The following is a 19298-nucleotide window of genomic DNA, read 5'->3' on the forward strand; positions in this document are numbered from 1 at the left end:
ATATTGTACTCACACACTAAATTGACGGCTAAGGGTTGCTTAGTCTTCCCTCATCAAACTGCGGCAACTCATCTGTAATGTCATACCATTGTGCTTTGTACTTTTTGAAAATATGTACATCCGGTTTGAGTGGAATATCACTTTCCAAAGTGCCAAGAGTAAATTCGACCAAACTGCCATCACTAGTAGAAGGCTCAAACAACAAGCTGGATCCGCAGTTTTCGCAGAAGGTTCTCTTTGTACCATTTTCCGCTACATAGACTTTCAGTTTGTCCTCACCTTTGGTGAGCCTGAAATTCTCCGCTTTGGCTTCACCGAAAGTGGCGAACGCTGCACCATGAAATTTTCGACACATTGAACAATGGCAATGCCCCATTTGAGGCTCGATATGGTCGACTTCGTACTGGATTTGGCCACAAAGGCATCGGCCTTTGTAGCTGGAAGGTTTTGACATCGTAAACTCCTTTTACTGGTGAATTATCACCCTACCCCAGCCCCAACTGAATTGACAATGAAAATGGGCACCTCATCAGGTGCCCATTTTGCTTTTGTAATTAAATTCTTATAGATAACTTAGCTCTGTCACTTTCCCTTTAAAGATGCGATAAATCATAAAGGTATAGAGCAGTATCATTGGCATCACGATAGCCGCCCCTACTCCCACGATCATAAGGGTTGCAGGGGCACTAGCGGCCTCACTCGCAGTCATGATTCCTGGCACAACATCCGGGAAGAAGCTGTAAGCCAATCCGAGAAAGCTCAGCGCAAAAATTAGGCTCACGCCGAAGAAAGGCCATCTTGCTCCCAAGTCATCTTTCACTGGCACCTGACGCAAGTAACGGTCAACGAGGAAAATAATAGACATCACCACCAACGGTACCGGCGCTAGTAATAGCATTTCAGGGAAGCTGAACCAGCGCTCGGCAACTTGTTCATTGACTAGCGGATTGACGATACTGACCGCTGCAATACCCAATGCCGCTAACCAACCTGCACGTCGTGACCATTTGGCAGCTCTGACTTGCAATTCGCCTTCGGTTTTTAAGACCAGCCAAGCACCGCCGATATACACATATGCAGCAGTCACACAGAGCGAACTTAATACCGCAAATCCATAAGCTGAGGCTGAATCCTCAAAGCCCATGATGTAGCGACCCATCATGTAGCCTTGGGAAAGCGAAGCGATCAGTGAGCCCGCTTTAAAGCAAATATCCCAGTTGTCTTTTCTATCAGCCTTAGCCTTGGCGCGGAAGTCAAACGCCACCCCACGCATGATCAGCGCAATCAGCATAAACGCTGTGGGCAAGTAGAGCTCGGTCAGAATCAGACTGTGAGCAGTTGGGAAAGCAATCAGCAAAATGCCAACCGCCAAAACCAGCCAGGTTTCGTTTGCATCCCAAAAAGGGCCAATGGATGCAATCATACGGTCACGGTGCGCTTCATTGTTGGAAGGCAGCAGCATCCCCACACCAAGATCATAGCCATCTAAAATAGCGTACATGAATGCTGAGAAGCCAAGGAGTAGAAGAAAAATTTCCGGTAGATAGTCCATCATGCGCGCGCCTCCTTCAGTACTTCTTTTGATTCTGTTGCTTCAGTGATTAACCCTTTCCTTGCGAGATAGAAAAGTGTGCGAATGTAAGCAACGAGTAAGACGGTATAAACAATCAGATACATCACCAGTGATAACATGACATTACTGCTAGAAACCGTTGTAACGGCATCCGAAGTGCGAAGTACACCATTAACCAGCCAAGGTTGGCGTCCAATCTCAGTCACATACCAACCTGCTAAGGTGGCAACCCAACCTGAGAAAGTCATTGCGACCAATACATAGAGGTAGGGTTTCGGAAGTTCGCGTTTCTTCAGTATTCTGAATGCGCCATAACCCGCCACCATTAGCATCATCACACCGACGCCAACCATGATTCTGAAACCATAAAACAACGGAGATACCGGCGGATGGTCCTCAAAATCATTCAAGCCTACCAATTCACCATTCAGGTCATGTGTCAAAATCAGGCTTGCCAACTTCGGAACGCCAACTTCTAAATCGTTGGACCGGGTTTCTTCATTGGGCACAGCAAACAAAAGTAAAGGCGCACCGTTCTGCGTTTCCCAAACCCCTTCCATCGCGGCTATTTTTTCTGGCTGGTGCTCAAGTGTATTTAGCCCATGCAAATCGCCCACAAAAATCTGAATTGGGATAAGCCCTGCGGCTGCCAATACGGCAACTTTTAAGCCGTTTTGGGCAGGTATGTGATCCGGTTTTTTCAGGTATTGATAAGCGCTGATACCGGCAATCAAAAAGCTTGCCGTCAAACCAGATGCCAACAACGTATGCGCCAGTCGGTATGGCATAGACGGATTGAAAATCACCTCCTTCCAGCTGGTAACGTGAACGACACCGTCAATCAACTCGTAGCCCGCAGGAGTGTGCATCCAACTGTTGAGTACCAGAATCCAGAAGGCCGACAATGTTGTACCGATGGCCACAAGGAAAGTCGCCAGAGTATGCACCCATTCGGCAACGCGGTGACGTCCAAACAACATTACACCTAGGAAAGTCGCTTCCATAAAGAAGGCAGTCATTACCTCATACCCGAGTAACGGCCCTGCCACATTACCGACTTGCTCCATAAAACCCGGCCAGTTTGTCCCGAACTGAAAGCTCATTGTGATGCCGGAAACCACGCCGAGTGCGAAAGTCAAAGCGAACACTTTTACCCAAAAGTAATAAAGATCCAGCCAAGCCGAATCCTGAGTCCGATTAAAGCGAAGTTTAAAGAACACCAACATCCAGCCAAGTGCAATGGTGATGGTCGGGAAGAGAATATGAAAACTGATGTTCGCAGCGAATTGTATTCGCGAGAGCATAAGGGTTTCTAACATCGTTGTACCTCAATCATAAACAACTCAAAAAATGGGTTTTGAAAACACGTTCAAACAGAAGAAGTGAGATGTTTGGTGTGATGCCTAAAGGCCTTGATAATTGATCTATATCAATTTTTATTTAGGGTACGAAAGAAGGATTCAGTGAGGATCTACGTCGAATTGTTTAGAAATATTAAGGGTTAACACCAGCACAACAAGCTAATTACATACCCGTGATTTACGTGCTGCTGGACAGCGGTTTCAGGGAGGCGTAAGATTTCGCTCCCTTTATTAGGGCCTGTTGACCTTTGGTGATGATTTTTGCAGCAGTTTGTGGGGATTTTATGCAAGGCAGAGGCTTCGACGTGTAGCTAGCCTACATAAGAAGCCGATAACGCAGCAGAAACTCCCCACAAACGCTGCCCGAAGGGTTCTGCTCTAAGCGTTTTATGCTTTGTTAAGGTGTATTTGCTTAGAATGACTAGGCGGCACACACCTCGCCGCGCCTAAAACGCTTATAGCGAGAACAAAATTTAACCACCAAAGGTCAACAGGCCCAAGCGAGTCTTAAAAATGGCAAAAAAACCGACTCGCATGGATGCAATGAAACAGATTATTGAGCAGGTAAAGCAGGAGCTTCCTCTCTACGAATCCGATACCTTTGTTTGCGGTCCCGAAGGTAACTGTATTGGTTGTCCGAAGAAACTGTTGGAAATGGTGGACTCAGAACTGAGTTATTGGGAATCAGCAATGTCTCGAGGCATCACACCGCAATTCGACGAAATTCGCCGTTTTGGAAAAATGTGTACCAGCGTCCGCCGCGGTTTGGTCCGTAACAACATCATTGCAGCATGAAACCTTAAAAGCTATAGGCCTAGGAGCGGCAATTTTCTTCTCGATTGATAAGTAAACGCCGCTTTAATGCAAACCCTCAAAGCTTTATCCGGAAGAGGCTGATTTAATGGGAACGAGAGTTCGCGGTTTCCAGAATAACTGAACGCCTCAGGCATCACTTCTCGCAGCGTATCGACCATTAAACTCTGACAATGAAAGTAAATGGAGACCGATTCTGGCGATTTGGTCTTCCAATCGAACCGCAGTGGCGTTCCACCTTTTACAGCATAACTGGGTTCACCCCATTTCAGGCTTTCATCAACACTGACACCACTTTGTGCCGCTACGGCGAAAATCAGTTCCCGAAGCTGCAGCAATATTGATTGTGCTGGCTCTGGGTAACTTTCAAACTTTGTCTTTATCTCTTCCTTCATCATGCTGAAATCCTTTTTCCAATGAAAACGCCCGGCATTTAGCCGGGCGTGACAATTATTCTGCGATGAACGACAGCAGGATGCCTTCAAGCTCATCCCAAGGTAAGGGCTCTTTGTCGATGACTTCGACACGGGACTCAACGCCTTGCAAACTAATTGGACTCACTGTCACCATTTGGTTTACCACGTTGAACGCAAACATACCGTCATCTGTATTCATCACGGCTTTTACTCGCTCCGCATTCAAGTTCGCAAACAGGCCATAGAGTGAATCGAAAGGAAAAACCGTGTTTGGCTCGAACACCCAGCCGCAGCTGACATAGCCCTGCCCTTTGTTTTCTTTGCGACGGTATTTTTCACCTGGCTCCAGCTCAAACGGAGGCATTTCGTCATCGTCGTGTGAGTGATGGTGCCCAAACTGCGCATTACGGTCGATTCGCGGCAAGGCTAGCCATTCAGGGTTAAGTTGTCCTTGTTCAACATAACCGGAAGCCAGCTTAGCGATTTCAGCACTCTGCACGTAATTGTCGAAAGCTTCGAGATCTTCAGGTGAACTGAGGTCGGCTTTGTTTGCCACCACAACATCAGCCAGTGCCAACTGATCGCGAAAGTTCTGGTTCTCGGTGTAACGAACATCTGAGAAGTTACGAGGATCAACTAACGTAATCGTCGCATTGAGTTCGATATAGTTTTCGTAATGCTCTGAAAGTAACTTACCGATAATGTCTTTCGGGTGTCCCAAACCGGTCGGTTCAATGAGCAAACGATCTGGATTTTGAGCGAGCAACGCATTGATGCCAATAGCCATAGGTAAACCCGCCACACAGCACATGCAACCGCCTGGAACTTCTTTCACCATCGCGCCCTGCTCACTAAGGAAAGCACCATCAACGCCCACTTCACCAAACTCATTCACTAGCACAGCCCAGTTTTCATTTTCTGGCTTTTGTTTGAGCAGATTGAGAATGGCAGTTGTCTTACCTACACCGAGGAAACCGGTGATGATGTTGGTCGGGACTTTTTTGGTTAGCTTGTCGGCCATGGAGATTCCTATCAGTACGCTGATCATTGTCAGGCTGAGCAGTGTATCAATCCAGCAGAGATACGAAAGTACAAATTCCTTATTACTGCCATGAATACAGTGTATTCACTTACATTATGTAAATGTTTTGAATGAATTTTAACCGAACAGACGGCACCTATATCACTAAAAGGCACACACGATTGGTGCTCTGGTTGCTAGCTGTTAATCTCAAAGTAATAGACGAGAAAACTGACTCTATTTAGGAGGAAGGAATGTTAAATACCAGCACTGCAAAAGCAGTGATTGACCACGCCCTATTCTTGGGTGCGGATTTTGCGGAGTTGTTCGTAGAACGACACCATTCGGGGAGCGTAGAGTTACTTTCAGGCGAAGTGGATAAAGTGAATTCAGGTATCGATTTTGGTATCGGTATCCGCCTTTTCTTTGGTCACAAAGTACTTTATGGCTATACCAACAGCCAAGATGAAGAGAAACTCAAACAAGTCACTTCACTTCTCTGTGCCAAGGATAAGCGAGACCAGATCGCGCAAGCTGGCGCATTGAATTTCACACAGCGTGATGACCGCCACCCTGTGAGCATGCCTTTCTCCGCAAACAATCATGTCGAAGAGAAAATTGCATTCCTCAAACGTGTTGATGCGAAAGCCCGAGCGCAGAGCGACAAGATCTCTCAGATCATTGGTCGTATCGCCCAACGTGAACAGCAGATCGAAATCTTCAACTCCACTGGACTGCACGTTCAGGACACCCGCCACTACACCCGAATCGCATCTTCGGTCGTTGCGACTCATGGCAACGAACAATCTACCGGATATGAAGCACCGGGAATGCTCTCTGGCTGGGAATTTAATTCTCAAATTAACCCAGAAGAGTTAGGTGAAATGGCTGCCAAACAGGCGCTGATTAAACTTGGCGCGGACGCCTGTCCTTCTGGTGAAATGCCGGTCGTGATTGGTAACGGTTTTGGCGGCGTGATTTTCCATGAAGCTTGTGGCCACCTGTTGGAAACAACATCTGTCGCTAAGAAAGCGTCAGTTTTCCACGACAAAATGGGCGAGATGATCGCTCACCCGGCGGTTAGCGCCGTCGATGATGGTTTGATGAAAAATGAATGGGGCTCTATCAACATTGATGATGAAGGCATGGAGACCCAACACACTCAACTGATTAAAGACGGCAAACTGACGAGCTTTATGGTCGACCACATGGGTAGCCTGAAAACCGGGTTTGAACGCACGGGCTCTGGTCGTCGTGAATCCTACAAATATGCCCCTACTTCCCGTATGCGTAACACCTTTATTGAACCGGGTGATGCGTCATTTGATGACATGATCAGTGGCGTAGAACGCGGTATCTATGCGAAGAAAATGGGTGGCGGCTCCGTTCAACCTGGTACCGGTGAGTTTAACTTTGCGGTTCAGGAAGCCTATCTGATTGAAGACGGCAAAGTAACCAAGCCGCTGAAATCCGCAACCCTGATAAGTACCGGCCCTAAAGTACTGAAAGAAATCAGCATGGTAGGTAAAGACTTTGCACTTGCTGCCGGCATGTGTGGTTCTGTAAGCGGCTCCGTCCCCACTACGGTTGGACAACCCGCGCTTAAAGTCGACAACATTCTGGTAGGAGGCGGTAACTAATGAGCGAGCAAAAAACATTAGAGAACGCCATCGAGCAGGTGCTTGAACTGGCCCAGAAAAGCGGTGCACAGGCCGATGTCATTGCATCAAGCAACGAGAGCTTTAGCCTGAAGGCCGACCAAGGTGAATTGTCTGAATATAAAGTGACGGCAAGCCAAGTCATCGGTGTTCGCGTGATTAAAGATGACCACGTTGCCATTAGCTATTCAGAATCCCTTGAGCCAGAAAACCTGGCGCAAATGGTCGATCAGGCACTGACCAATGCCAGCTTCACCAAGAAAGATCCGCTCCAGAGAATTCGTGCAGAAGGTCTTAACATCAGCACAGAATACCCGGAAATCTACCAACAAGACGATGCAACGCCTGAGCAAAAAATTGAGCTGGCTTTGTCACTTGAAGGAAAGACTCGTGAAAAACCATTGGCAAAAGGCGCGCCTTACAATGGTTACAGTGAAAGCAGCGGCATCACACTGCTGGGCAACACCCTCGGCACCCGCTGTTTCCATCAATCACGCTCACTCAGCTGTTACACCGCTGCGTTGATTGACCACAATGACAAGCAAGCGATGCATGTTGCTGCGTCTGTTGCACGAACCTTCGATGGCCTGACGCCAGAAAAAGTCATCAATGATGCCTACGACATGGCAGAAGCCCTTCTGGAAGGCACACCGATTGCGACTGGCCAATACTCGGTCATTTTCGAGCAAGACAGCCTGAATGAAGTACTGGGTGCTTTTGGCAGCGTGTTCTCCGGTGAATCGGCAAAACGTGGTATTAACCCTTGGCGCGATAAGATTGGGCAACAAGTTGCTAGTCCATTGCTGACTTTCAGGGACGTCGCTTACATGCCTGGCGGCCATGCCATCAAGTCATTCGATGGTGAAGGCTTCGCAACAGGCGACACGCCGCTTATCGAAAATGGTGAGCTGGTTGGCTTGCTGCACAACTCAGCGACTGCTGCACATTTTGGTGTCGCACACACAGCCAATGCAGGCCGTTCATCAAAAGGGACGTTAAGTGTAAGCTCACGTCATGACGTCATAGGTGCAGGCAACAGCAGTGAAGCTGAAGTAACAGCTGGCGAATACCTTGAGTTAGTTGATTTGCAAGGTGTTCACTCTGGCGCTGACGCTATCAGTGGAGACTTCTCGTTTGGTGCAAGCGGGTTCTTCTGCCGAGATGGTAAGCGAATCCAGCCAGTGCGTGGTATCACTGTCGCAGGTAACTTCTATAACATGATTAAAGAAGTGGAAGCGGTTGGTAATACCGTGGTGCCGAATTATGCCGGACAGTTCTACTCTCCATTGATTCGCTTCGCGCGACTGAATATTGCCGGTAAGTAATACTCTCAATTAGTTAGATTGAAAATGCCCCGTTTATCGGGGCATTTTTCTCATATCGACAATCATCATTATTCTCAAATTGATGCACTCTTTCTCGCACCTCAAGCATCAAAACCTAATTCATTGATATAGTTAGAAATTAATTCAGGCATCGTTTTTGCTCAGTCCTCTTAAGATTTCACTTTGGAGGCTAGGTATGTTGTTGAGAAAAATGCTCATGACTGGAGGGTGCATATTCAGCACTTGCACGTATGCATTAACCGCAGAAGATTTGGTTTTTGAATCAGGTGCCGATTCAAGCAACTACTCTGCACTGGGTAAGCCAAATGATGTTTACTCGATAGCTGACCAACTTCCGCAAGATACATTAGATAACGTGTATTCCATGCTCCCTGAAGGTACTGTCGTTAATCCTAATTTTATTGACAGCGGTAAATATTCCAGTATCGATATCGATGATGAGTTGGGTGGAGCTGCATACGCTACGGCGCGGGTCACTTTTCTTAATGAAGGCGCCGGTTACCGGAATGTGCTTGGCTATTTTGTCTACGACACCGCAAACCCTCCAGCTTCGATAGATGATGTCGACACACATATGATTATCTTTCCAAACGCCTCTAAACCCAATCAGGGTGAACTATTGGAAGGCGATACTATCGATCTGAGCGTACAACTTAACGCGGGTCAAACTCTGGGATTCTTTATTCTATCCAATGCCTGGGGTTGGGGCTGGGGTTACAACAGTGTTCCTTATCTAGGCAAATGGGGAACACCGTTTTACAGCTACCCAGACCTGAACCCTGAAACAACATCTGATTGGCGCAGACATAACGTTGCCTTTATCGACACGCAAAATGACTTCCTCGTGTTGGCGTTTGAAGATATTAAGCGTCCTCAAGGCGACAATGATTTCAACGACCTCATTTTTACAGTCGAAATAACACCATTCCAGGCAATCGATGGGGTTAACCCAGATGGTTCAACCGATTCAAAATATGAAGTTCTAACACAAAACAACAACCCTGACATCACAGTTACCTCGGTCTATCCGAGCTCGAATGGCTACGCCACCATCGCTTTCGAAGATAACTGGCCGTTTAAAGGGGATTATGACTTCAATGATGTCGTTATGCGTTACAGAATCACTGAAACGATGAACGGGCAACGCGAATTGAAGAGCTTCTCCGCGGATTACACCCTACAAGCAATGGGAGCAGGCTATGCAAATGGTTTTGCCCTGCATTTACCTAACGTCGATCCTTCGAATATTGCTTCAGTATCGTTGACGCGTAATGGACAAGCCGTTTCCCACACAGTGCAACAAGCTAACCCAGGCGAAACGGTTCTTATCATTTCGGAGAATGTCAGAGAGGATGTGGAGAATCTCGGTGCACTTTCTGAAAGTTGTCCGTTCTACCGGACTCAAACCGCGTGTTTAGATTCGCAAACGAGCGAACTGGACTACCAACTTAACGTCGAACTCACGACGCCTGTAGCACGTGCTGTCGTCGGCTACCCACCTTACGATCCATTTATATTTGCCACCGACGGTATTTATCACGGTGACTTTACCGACACGCCACCCGGAATCAGTTGGCAGCTGCATCTCAAACAATTTTCCGGCACCAGCGATATGAACAACGCCTTTTTCAACACAAACGACGACAACTCCGGTGGCGCAGAATCATTCCTGACCAGTAACAATATGCCGTGGGCCATCAATATCAGGGACGAATGGAGTCATCCAACAGAGAATACCGACATCAGCCACGCTTTCACCACATTTGCAGATTGGGTGACAAGCAGCGGCGAATCGGACAAAAGCTGGTATTCAGCGGCGACTTCCGGAAAAGTCATCGCTCCATTGGCGGATGAGGAGTAATGAGATGAATACGATAATCAAAAGTCTTACGCTATTTACCCTGCCAGTGTTTCTGATCGCCTGCGGAGGAGGTGGAGGCGGAGATACTTCCGGTGGCAGTGGCGGATCAGGCAGCACTGATATCTCAAGTTCTTCACCGACAACTTCGTTAGTCAATACTGAAGATATCGTTGCCCCTCGCGCTTTCAAATTTTGTATTGGTGACGCCATCCAATTAAGTGTGAATTACAGTGGCTCAACATCAGGGGCTCTGCATGTATACTCCCACGCAGATTACGTTCACACCAACGGCGATGTAGATGTTGACCCATTATCCCGATTGACGACGATTTATCCCGACCTTACTACAAGCGTCGATATCGAAATTAATGGTAATTGGGAACAAATATACGCCAGATGGGTACCAATGAGCAGCTCAGAGCCAGAACAGACCTTTGTTGTCACCCTCAATCAAGCAAGCGGTGCTTATGTCATCTCATTCTAACTAAATCGTTTTATCTCAAGCAGCTATAATCATAAGAGCCCTTACTTTAAGGGCTCTTTTTTAGGGAATATCGATGCAACAACCCATACTAAGCACATCTCGATTAACGCTCAGAAACCTTAACGAGAAAGATGCAGGCTTTATCAACCGACTCTATAACACTGATGGTTTTCTTCAGTTTATTGGAGACAAAAATATTCGCAGTCCCATAGACGCTGCTGTTTACCTTCGTTCGACGCTGCTGCCTATGCACAATGTTCCCCTAATGGGCCTATTAGCCGTGCAGCTCAAAAACCATGAACCTATTGGCGTATGCGGATTGATTGACAGAGACAACCTTGACGGAATCGATTTGGGTTTTGGATTTTTCCCAGAATATCACGGACAAGGGTATGCAAAAGAAGCAGCAATGGCTGTATTAGACATGGCGAAAGATTCACTGGCTTTGACAGAAGTGGTAGCCATCACACTTGAAACTAACAAAAGTTGTTTGAAACTACTCAAGAACCTCGGATTCCAAAAAGCGAAAGCTGCGCATCCTGAACCCGAAGTCATGCTTTTGAAATTGAAGTTATAGCAACAGATCTTCTTCAATGCGGATAAACTGGTCAACGCTGTTTATCAATGAATTAGCAGTCAGCATCGGCACACCAAACACAATCGCTTCTTTACTGTAGCGCTCACGCACTTTATTCATCAGCAAGTCAAAGTCGCCATCGCCGGAAAGCAGGATAATGGTATCTACCTCTGGTGCCATTTCCATCACATCTATTGCAATGCCGACGTCCCAATCTCCTTTGGTACTGCCATCACTACGTTGAATGTAGGGTTTCAGCTTCACTTCAAAGCCGATATGGCGGAGAGCATCCTGAAACTTTATTTGCTGATCGTCGTCGCGACGGATCGCATAGGCGTTAGCCACCACCACGTCTCCCATGTACTGCAGCTGCTGCCAAAGTTTTCGATAGTTAAACTGGCGGCCATAGGCCTGGCGGGTGGTGTAATAGATATTTTGTACATCTGCGAATACAGCAATTTTCTTCAAAGGAAGTTCCGGTGTGCTTATTGAGGGACGGGAAGAGAATAACACACCGGATGTGAAAAAATCAGAAGATACCTAGATATAGCGCCCATAGTGCTGAAGCTATCAACACTGAGAAAGTCAACAACATACCGTAAACACGAAATTTCAGAGGCTCACTGGGTTGGCTCACCGCATAAGCGTGGAGCAGTCGACCAACAAGTAAGGCGAAACCGAGCACATGAAGATACGGGCTTTGTTGCTCTAACTGTAGTTCCACCATCAACATCAGCAACAAAGCGAACGGAACGTATTCTGCAAAGTTACCATGGGCACGAATCGCTTTGTTCAATAACTTTTCATCGCCATCACCCAAGGCCACTTTATATCCTCGACGGAATTTAATGACCCTTATTGCCAAGTAAATAAACACCAAACAAAGCAGTGCAGCGTAGATAGGTGTGATCATGAGTTTCCCTTCCCAATGACTAGTTTAAATTAGCGGCCCTGCCACTCTAGAGAATGCTTCTTTCAGTGGGTCGCTTTTCAAAACACGACCATGCCCCAACCCTTCCGTTTCCACCAAAGTGACATGGTCATACATTGTCGCTTCTTTTGACACGCCAAATGGCGCGAAACGATCACCTTTGTCGTGAACAATCACAACCGGAGATTGGCGTTTACCCAGCTTAACGAAGGGGTCGATATCTTCAATGCGGACATTGTATTCCTGCCCAACAGAAGCGATCACTTCTTTAAAGAGCTTCATAGAGTAACCAGAGGCTTCAATGGTGCCAAAAAGGTTGTCCCAGTATTTGAGTACCGGCGCCACAAGAATAATCGGTTTGCCATGAAGCGATGGGTGCTCGCTTTCCAGCAAGGTTGCACCACCCATTGAGTGCGCCACCACACCTTCTATTTTCGCCTGCTGGTTGAGAATGCCATCCAAAGCGTTAAGGAAAGCAGGAATGCTCCCCTCTTTGCCTTCACTCTTACCATGTCCCGGATGGTCATAAGCCAATGCGGTAAAACCCGCTTCTGCGATGTGTTCCATCAAAGGAAAGAACTGGTTTGAAGAGCCTGACCAGCCATGCGTGAGTACCCAAGTTGGCCCAGAACCCAACTTATAGGTCATCATGCTACCCTGCTTCGTAGGAACAGCTTTAATGACCATTCCCTCTGGCACTGGATTAGTTTCCCGTCCTTTTGCAGGTGTAAGAAACAAACGACGCGCCGTTTTAAGCGCATGCTTAGGCGCAATTTTGTGATGAAGCCGACTCGCAACGCTCAATGCGCCACGTTTAAAGCTGAACCGGTTGTTATTACCAAAGTAGATTTTGCTACTCATGGATGTCCCTCTTAGTTTTCGAACGGTCGTGCTATTTTCATTCCAAGAAAAAGCAGACTCAGTATTTGTCTGCTTTCCACTGGTTATTTTCTAACTTTATTGAACAGGCCATCAATACCTGTCCAAAACTTCTGCGCCCCTTCTGATTCCAGCTTCAGAGTTCTGAACAAGTGGCTACTCAGGTACAAACCATAAAGTTCATATACGGTTTGCCAGCAATCCAAATCTTCACGAAACTCGCCAGATTCGATGCCTTTCTCGAACTGAATGTGCAGGTAGTTCAGCCACTTTTTAATCGTCCCTTCCAATGCCTGCTGCATAGGATCTGCATCATCATGACTTTCACGCCACGCATCCAGAAACATACAGCTTCCTTGGAATGAACTGTTCCAGGTCAGCCAATTGTCCAACATATGGCGGATCTTCGCTTCAATACTCGGATGCGAGGCTTCTCTGCAGGGCACAATGATACGAGCAGTGAAACGTTCCCCCGCAAACATCACTACGGCAGCCTGCAAATTACTGCGCGAGTTAAAATGAGCAAACAGCCCGCTTTTCGACATACCCACCCGTTTAGCAAGTTCGCCAATAGTGAGGCTTTCCAACCCTTCCTGACTCGCCATTTCAAAGGCAGTACTCAGTATCTGCTCCCGCGTCTGCTTTTTCTTGCTCATTCTACAATTCTCAAACTTCTCAATTTAAAATAGCACGAACGTTCGATTTATCAATTCCAGATCAGACTGGTCAGAGTAGTCTTATGAGACCTCGCTCTTGGCAGCTCTATCGCCAAAAACCTCTTCTTGGAAGAGTAAGTTCTTCTGCCACAACATCCCGAAGCTTTAGTCTTGGCGTCATCAGTTCAAACATTTTCGCTAGCCTCATTCATGCCTGTTTGGAAAGTCATTCTTTCTCTTAATACTAACAAAATCATAAAGTTGATTAAGCTGACATTCAGACTATTTACCAAGACTTAACCCTTACTGAACGTGACACGATTAACACTTTCCCGCAGAAAATTTCACTGCTAACGTGATTCGGCGTCAACGCATTCATGAGGAAAAGACAAATGAAAAAGACTCTCGCTACGGCTCTACTCATGCTCGCTGCTTCACCTGTTTTCGCAGCAAACACTGACATTACTGTGGTTCCCGTTCCCGGAGGCGCTTTTGTCACAGTGACTCAAGATGGCCAACCACTTGAAGGCACAGAGGTGGTGACAAAACCAGAGATTTTCGGTGCCAAAGTAACAGACGATCAGGGACGTGCATTCTTCTCCGCTTCACCCCAAATCACCCAGCGCGTTGAATTTAGTGTGACGGACACAGACGGGCACAAAGTCAGTCAAACTCGCACGATAGAGCGCAGAGAATAGCCAAATACGCCCACAGTAATAAATCTGCTGTGGGCGACTACTAAATCATGACTAACAAAGTACCAGTTCCCACTTCCATTCTTTTTCCATCAAACGCATTGAATTGCTAAAAACATATTTCAATGTATTTCTGTTAAATTTTAGAAGTATCTAATCAAGATCTGTGTTCCTTGGATCTTAATCTCAAATATTGTCCAGAATTCCATCAAAATGGTCATGTCAGCCATAAGTCGAATCTAATTTCCACACTAATCGTAGATGAATTATTTCTACCCTCTGAAATCTATTTATCATGACAAATTCGTTCTAACCCTCTATTTCATCTCATCCCTGAGACATCACGACTCATCAGAACTGGCATTATCTCGCCCCACGTGAAAGCGGTTTCATCACGTTAAACGCTTCAATCAACAAAAGAATAAGGAAAAGGCAACTATGGCAAATATCATTCATGGAACCGAGAACGACGACATTATTGACGGCACGGACGGTGTTGATTTTATCTATGGTCATGGCGGCAATGACTATATCGAAGGTTGGGATGGTACAGACTACATCTACGGCGGTGACGGCGATGACACTGTTATCGGTGGTGCTGGCACAGACGAAGTTCACGGTGATGCAGGTAATGACTGGGTACGTGGCGGTCTGCTGAATGACAACCTATTTGGCGATTCTGGCGACGACCGTGTTGAAGGCTTCGACGGCGATGACAACCTGTACGGCGGTACCGGGAATGACACCTTGTATGGTGGCAAAGGCAATGACAAAGTCTACGGCGGCGATGGTAATGACCGTGCACGCGGCAACGAAGGCGATGACTTCGTTAGCGGTGGTTTTGGCAATGACGTTCTCTTTGGCAACACCGGCAACGATGTTATCGAAGGTGATGAAGGTGATGACGTACTTTGGGGCAATGAAGGCGCTGATAAGCTGGATGGTGGCCTAGGTAACGACAAGCTCTTCGGTGGCGAAGATAATGACCTGCTTTCCGGCTTTGACGGCGATGATCTTCTAGAAGGCGGAGACGGCAAAGACGAAATCTATGGTGGTCGCGGCAAAGATTACCTGGACGGCGGCAATGGCGATGACATGCTGAATGGCGGCTACGGTGACGACGAGCTTCATGGCGGTCTTGGCAACGACGAACTGTATGGTCGTGGTGACGACGATCAGGTCTTTGGCGGTGCGGGCGACGATTATGTCAGTGGTGGCCTTGGCAACGACTTTGTGAACGGTGGCTCCGGCAACGACACCATTCTCGGTGAAGAAGGCGATGACACTTTGATTGGCCTTGAAGGTAACGACACCATTTATGGTGGCCTTGGCAACGATTTCATCGATGGTCACACTGAAGATGACCTGCTTTACGGCTGGTCTGGTAATGACACTATCCGAGGTGGACTGGGTAACGACAAACTGTTCGGTGAAGCAGGTAACGACAAGCTTTACGGCCACGACGGACTGGATCGCCTGAATGGCGGTGGCGGTGACGACTATCTGGATGGCGGCATGGGTCGTGACATCCTGACTGGTGGCGCTGGCCGTGACACCTTCTTCTTCAATAACAGCAGTGAAAACGACATCATTCTTGACTTCAATGGCAACCTGGACACCATTGCGATTCAGAAGACGCTGGCGACACGCATGTCAGACATCAACATTCGCCAATCTGGTGAAGACGTGATCATGACATTTGATAAAGCGCCAACCAAGATCGTGCTGGATAAGTTCAGCGCAACCGATCTGGATGCGTCTATGTTTGATTTCGTATAAGGCTGAAAACCCAAAAGCGGAGGTTTCCCCTCCGCTTTTCTTTTTTACTGCTAGACGCTTTCTCAGTCGATAACATCTGGTTTCTTGTCTGGTTTTGCGTAGCTCAGTCGCCCTAACCTATTGGTAACGTGGTAGCTATCAAGCCCTGACACAGCAACTGTTTCTAACGCTTCAATGTCGATATAGCCATCGTTCGCTATCACATCGTCTTCTACCAGCACGTTATTGATTTCACCTATCACCAGCACTGTGCCATTGATTTCCAGTGTCTGCGATTGTCGCAATAGTAAAGAATATTTGAGTCGACTCTCTGCGACAAAGGGAGCTTTCACTCCATCTAACCATTCAGGCGTCAGCCCAGCTTCCGCAAATTCAGAAACTAATTGTTCGTAACGGGCAGATGTTTGATGGGACTCTTTCCAGATATCAGCATTGACCTGATTGATCGTGTACTCACCGAGCTCAAGTATGTTTTCCAGTGTGTCACGGGTAACGGTATGAGGGCGCATGATCATGCCTACCAAAGGCGGATTAGCCCCAATGTGAAAAACCGAACTGACTATCGCGAGATTGTGATTGCCCTTTCCATCGGTTGTGCCGATAAGATTTGCACTCTTGAATCCAGAGAGACTGTTAATCAGTTTGGCTCGATACCTGTCTTCAAGCTTCCCTAACTCTTCATTGTTGAAATGCATGATGACCTCTTTTTGTCATAGTTGCTTTCCAATACCAGAATAACGCCCATTTCGATCAATTATTTCGTCTCCAGAATGGAGCCTCCCCTTATTAGCCCAATGTTAGCTCATAATTATGTAAACACTGGATTTATGGACACAATCTCTCACTTTCACCGACCACTCAGTGAAAGTTCTCAATAACAACAAAACATTCTGAAATTTACTGATTATTATTGATTTTCCGGCTTTGTATCATCAAAAATAAACTGATGGCATTGGCCTATCTCTGACTACATTCTTTGTCATCACTTCCTTAGTATCTATCCGCCTGTTCCAACTCGCACAACTCAACGATCTACGCATTTAAGCGCTCACAAGCTACGCAGGCGTTGAGTGAAGAAAGTCCCCAACGGAAAGCTTGGGCTTAACAAAAAAAGGAAGACAATAATGAGCAAAACTGCAATCAAAATCGCGCTGCTGTCGTTGGCTGTTTCAGCCAGCGCTGTATCTCATGCTGAGGACAAAGCAACCAATCAAGATGAAGTCATAAATGGTATTAACTTCGGCCCTTTGGCGCAGTTAGTTGGCACTTGGAAAAGCGCGGAACAAGGCGGCATTGATGTAGCACCTGCCCAGTCAGGTACAGAAAATGGCGAAGGCGCGCCGGCTGCGACCCCTCTCTACGAAGTGATGACATTTGAAGTCGCAGCGGATGCCACCAATGCGAGCGAACAGTACCTAGCAGCGATTTACTACAAACAGGAAGTATTCCGCAAAGCTGACGACACCAAGTTTCATGACCAACGCGGTTATCTGATTTACGACCACAAAAATCAGACCGTTTACAACTCGTTTTGCGTGCCTCGCGCAACATGTGTCGTTGCAGAAGGGAAAGCGGGAAATGACATGACCCTAGTGGCGTCTGGTGAGGGGATCGCACAATCTAACTTTATGACCGACAATGCCAGCACCGAAGATTTCACCATGAACATTAAAATTGATGGTGACAAGCTAACTTACACAGAAACAGTGAAACTTGATATTTACGGTAAGCCTTTCTCGCACACTGATAGCGATACTCTGATCCGTATCAGCAACTAACAGAAATGCCCTCCGATTCGGAGGGCATTTCTCTGTCTCTCAGCGTTGTCACTCACCATACTTTCGTTGGTATCTCGGCACCATGCTCTCATTACCAATAATGCCACCTTGATGAACATAGAGCAGCGATTTGTCTTTGTTCTCCGGTAACCACTCGCTCAGACATCGCCACATCAAAGGGTCGTACAATAAATCAAACTCAACCCCGGTCTGTTCCAGCAGCGCTTTCCACGTTTGGTAATCATGAAGGTACAACTTTCCAAAATGGTGCTTTGACGGAGCTTCTAAAACCGTTGGAAAGCACGACTCACCGAGTTCTTCAAACTGCTGAACTAAATAATCTTTCCCACCTACACACGGGCATGTCAGTACTTCAATGCCATGCGCTTTAAGGTGCTTGTGTAAAAACAGCGCGGTAGTCCCTGTTCCTGACGGCAATGCCACACAAACATTCTCTACCTGCATAGATTGCACCCAATCCAGAATCTCCTCCGCCAGCTTCGCGACACCCTGCTCTGCGATGGGGGAGCGCCCTCCTTCCGGTACATACAAATATCCTTCACCAAGCTTTTTAGCTTGAATGTAATCGTGAGGATGGATAGGTTCATCCGTCAGCTTCGAAACTGCAATCACTTCCGCGCCCAGTTCCAACGCTATCCGATAATTTCCGATGGGATTGTCTTTCAACCAATCAGGGATTCGATCAACATAGAACTCCAATTGCCAACCTTTAATCTTGGCTAACGCTGCAAGCGACAGCAGCGAGTTTGCCTGTGGGGAGCCGTAACCAATCAGATGGGTGATGTTCTTGTCTTCTATTTCCAACAAAGCCATTAGCTTCCGCGCCTTGTTGCCAGAGAAATGCGGGTGAAGCTGGTCGTCGCGTTTCAAAAAGAAGGATGAACCGCCAAAGGTATGTTGGGTGACCGGGGTTTGGGAGAGTTTCATTTACATCAATAAAATCTGGCTAATTGGTTGATTTTATCTGACTTCACTTCCCAACCCAATCGCCGTTTCAAACTTCACCTGACGCATGGCCACAGACGTGTGGAATTTTCGGATATTCAAGTCAGTGTGAAGAACACGCTCTACAAAAGCTTCATAAGCTTTGATATCAGGCACATTGACGATCAACACGAAATCATAGCTGCCAGAAGTCTGGTAACACTGAGTCACCTCAGGCGCTTTCAGGATTGAAGACCGGAAAACCTGATAAATCTCCCGACGGTCCCGTTCCATTTCTACCGAGACAATCATTGTCATCTTCACGCCTGCTAACTCTGGGTTGAGAATCGACACATCTTTCGCAATCACACCCTCATCACGCAGTCGTTTAACGCGTTTCAGACACGCAGGTGCAGATAGCCCAACCTTCTCTGCCAACGCGACATTGGCGATGCGATTGTCTGTTTGAAGTGCCATCAAAATTCGCTCGTCGATACGGTCAATTTCCATATTTCTTAACCTACC

Annotated in this window: 21 protein-coding genes; 9 read left to right on the forward strand and 12 right to left on the reverse strand. The window is 47.0% G+C overall.

Features of this window, described 5'->3' with window-relative positions; translation table 11 throughout:
* Positions 1-28 precede the first annotated feature (28 nt).
* The 3 genes from GCE9029_RS15640 to GCE9029_RS15650 all read right to left on the reverse strand — a co-directional run bounded on the left by GCE9029_RS15640 (position 29) and on the right by GCE9029_RS15650 (position 2892).
* Positions 29-454 (reverse strand): GFA family protein, encoded by a 426-nt coding sequence (locus tag GCE9029_RS15640; protein ID WP_062664559.1) that lies wholly within the window; start codon positions 452-454, stop codon positions 29-31.
* Between the two features lie 108 nt (positions 455-562).
* A complete protein-coding gene (locus GCE9029_RS15645) occupies positions 563-1555 on the reverse strand; it encodes a cytochrome d ubiquinol oxidase subunit II (protein WP_062664562.1) in 993 nt (330 codons plus the stop codon).
* Positions 1552-2892 (reverse strand): cytochrome ubiquinol oxidase subunit I, encoded by a 1341-nt coding sequence (locus tag GCE9029_RS15650; protein ID WP_062664564.1) that lies wholly within the window; start codon positions 2890-2892, stop codon positions 1552-1554. The genes GCE9029_RS15645 and GCE9029_RS15650 overlap by 4 nt, the downstream gene beginning before the upstream one ends.
* A 555-nt stretch (positions 2893-3447) precedes the next feature.
* On the opposite strand from GCE9029_RS15650, the gene GCE9029_RS15655 reads away from it, so the two are divergent.
* Positions 3448-3729 carry a hypothetical protein gene (locus GCE9029_RS15655; protein ID WP_062664566.1) on the forward strand — a complete coding sequence of 94 codons (282 nt, stop codon included), beginning with the start codon at positions 3448-3450 and terminating at the stop codon, positions 3727-3729.
* Positions 3730-3740: 11 nt separating this feature from the next.
* Here the strand turns inward: GCE9029_RS15655 and GCE9029_RS15660 are convergent, their stop codons facing one another.
* A complete protein-coding gene (locus GCE9029_RS15660) occupies positions 3741-4145 on the reverse strand; it encodes a DUF1801 domain-containing protein (RefSeq protein WP_231870117.1) in 405 nt (134 codons plus the stop codon).
* Positions 4146-4197: 52 nt separating this feature from the next.
* Positions 4198-5184, reverse strand: coding sequence for a CobW family GTP-binding protein (locus tag GCE9029_RS15665; protein WP_062664567.1), 987 nt, complete (start codon positions 5182-5184; stop codon positions 4198-4200).
* A 254-nt stretch (positions 5185-5438) separates the two neighbouring features.
* Here GCE9029_RS15665 and GCE9029_RS15670 point away from each other — a divergent pair, with 254 nt between their 5' ends.
* From GCE9029_RS15670 to GCE9029_RS15690, 5 genes are all read left to right on the forward strand, one after another.
* Positions 5439-6824, forward strand: a complete 1386-nt coding sequence (locus tag GCE9029_RS15670; RefSeq protein WP_062664568.1) for a TldD/PmbA family protein — start codon at positions 5439-5441, stop codon at positions 6822-6824.
* Positions 6824-8167 (forward strand): TldD/PmbA family protein, encoded by a 1344-nt coding sequence (locus GCE9029_RS15675; RefSeq protein ID WP_062664569.1) that lies wholly within the window; start codon positions 6824-6826, stop codon positions 8165-8167. Before GCE9029_RS15670 ends, GCE9029_RS15675 begins: the two co-directional genes overlap by 1 nt.
* A gap of 196 nt (positions 8168-8363) precedes the next feature.
* A complete protein-coding gene (locus GCE9029_RS15680; RefSeq protein WP_062664570.1) occupies positions 8364-10049 on the forward strand; it encodes an LruC domain-containing protein in 1686 nt (561 codons plus the stop codon).
* 4 nt (positions 10050-10053) lie between these two features.
* Positions 10054-10533 (forward strand): hypothetical protein, encoded by a 480-nt coding sequence (locus tag GCE9029_RS15685; protein WP_062664571.1) that lies wholly within the window; start codon positions 10054-10056, stop codon positions 10531-10533.
* A 73-nt stretch (positions 10534-10606) separates the two neighbouring features.
* Positions 10607-11110, forward strand: a complete 504-nt coding sequence (locus tag GCE9029_RS15690; protein ID WP_062664577.1) for a GNAT family N-acetyltransferase — start codon at positions 10607-10609, stop codon at positions 11108-11110.
* On the opposite strand, the gene GCE9029_RS15695 is transcribed toward GCE9029_RS15690, so the two are convergent.
* The 4 genes from GCE9029_RS15695 to GCE9029_RS15710 all read right to left on the reverse strand — a co-directional run bounded on the left by GCE9029_RS15695 (position 11105) and on the right by GCE9029_RS15710 (position 13576).
* On the reverse strand, positions 11105-11578 hold the full coding sequence (locus GCE9029_RS15695) for an NYN domain-containing protein (protein WP_062664579.1): 474 nt from the start codon (positions 11576-11578) through the stop codon (positions 11105-11107). The two genes, GCE9029_RS15690 and GCE9029_RS15695, sit on opposite strands and share 6 nt — an antisense overlap.
* Before the next feature lie 61 nt (positions 11579-11639).
* Positions 11640-12023, reverse strand: a complete 384-nt coding sequence (locus tag GCE9029_RS15700; protein WP_062664581.1) for an MAPEG family protein — start codon at positions 12021-12023, stop codon at positions 11640-11642.
* Positions 12024-12047: 24 nt separating this feature from the next.
* A complete protein-coding gene (locus GCE9029_RS15705) occupies positions 12048-12902 on the reverse strand; it encodes an alpha/beta hydrolase (RefSeq protein WP_062664583.1) in 855 nt (284 codons plus the stop codon).
* Positions 12903-12985: 83 nt separating this feature from the next.
* Complete coding sequence (locus tag GCE9029_RS15710) at positions 12986-13576, reverse strand: TetR/AcrR family transcriptional regulator (protein WP_062664585.1); 591 nt, start codon at positions 13574-13576, stop codon at positions 12986-12988.
* A gap of 392 nt (positions 13577-13968) precedes the next feature.
* On the opposite strand from GCE9029_RS15710, the gene GCE9029_RS15715 reads away from it, so the two are divergent.
* On the forward strand, positions 13969-14274 hold the full coding sequence (locus GCE9029_RS15715; protein WP_062664587.1) for a hypothetical protein: 306 nt from the start codon (positions 13969-13971) through the stop codon (positions 14272-14274).
* Positions 14275-14709: 435 nt separating this feature from the next.
* A complete protein-coding gene (locus GCE9029_RS15720) occupies positions 14710-16050 on the forward strand; it encodes a calcium-binding protein (protein ID WP_062664589.1) in 1341 nt (446 codons plus the stop codon).
* Positions 16051-16112: 62 nt separating this feature from the next.
* Here GCE9029_RS15720 and GCE9029_RS15725 read toward each other — a convergent pair whose 3' ends face one another.
* The gene (locus tag GCE9029_RS15725) at positions 16113-16745 is read right to left on the reverse strand and encodes a flavin reductase family protein (protein WP_062664591.1); all 633 of its coding nucleotides are present in this window, start codon (positions 16743-16745) and stop codon (positions 16113-16115) included.
* Positions 16746-17174: 429 nt separating this feature from the next.
* Between GCE9029_RS15725 and GCE9029_RS15730 the strand changes: the two genes are divergently transcribed.
* Positions 17175-17828 carry a heme-binding beta-barrel domain-containing protein gene (locus tag GCE9029_RS15730; protein ID WP_062664593.1) on the forward strand — a complete coding sequence of 218 codons (654 nt, stop codon included), beginning with the start codon at positions 17175-17177 and terminating at the stop codon, positions 17826-17828.
* A gap of 48 nt (positions 17829-17876) precedes the next feature.
* Here the strand turns inward: GCE9029_RS15730 and GCE9029_RS15735 are convergent, their stop codons facing one another.
* A complete protein-coding gene (locus GCE9029_RS15735) occupies positions 17877-18776 on the reverse strand; it encodes a pyridoxal-phosphate dependent enzyme (RefSeq protein ID WP_062664595.1) in 900 nt (299 codons plus the stop codon).
* Between the two features lie 33 nt (positions 18777-18809).
* Complete coding sequence (locus GCE9029_RS15740) at positions 18810-19283, reverse strand: Lrp/AsnC family transcriptional regulator (protein ID WP_062664597.1); 474 nt, start codon at positions 19281-19283, stop codon at positions 18810-18812.
* Positions 19284-19298: the final 15 nt, after the last annotated feature.

Origin of the sequence: Grimontia celer (assembly GCF_900055185.1) — a bacterium.
Lineage (GTDB): Bacteria > Pseudomonadota > Gammaproteobacteria > Enterobacterales > Vibrionaceae > Enterovibrio > Enterovibrio celer.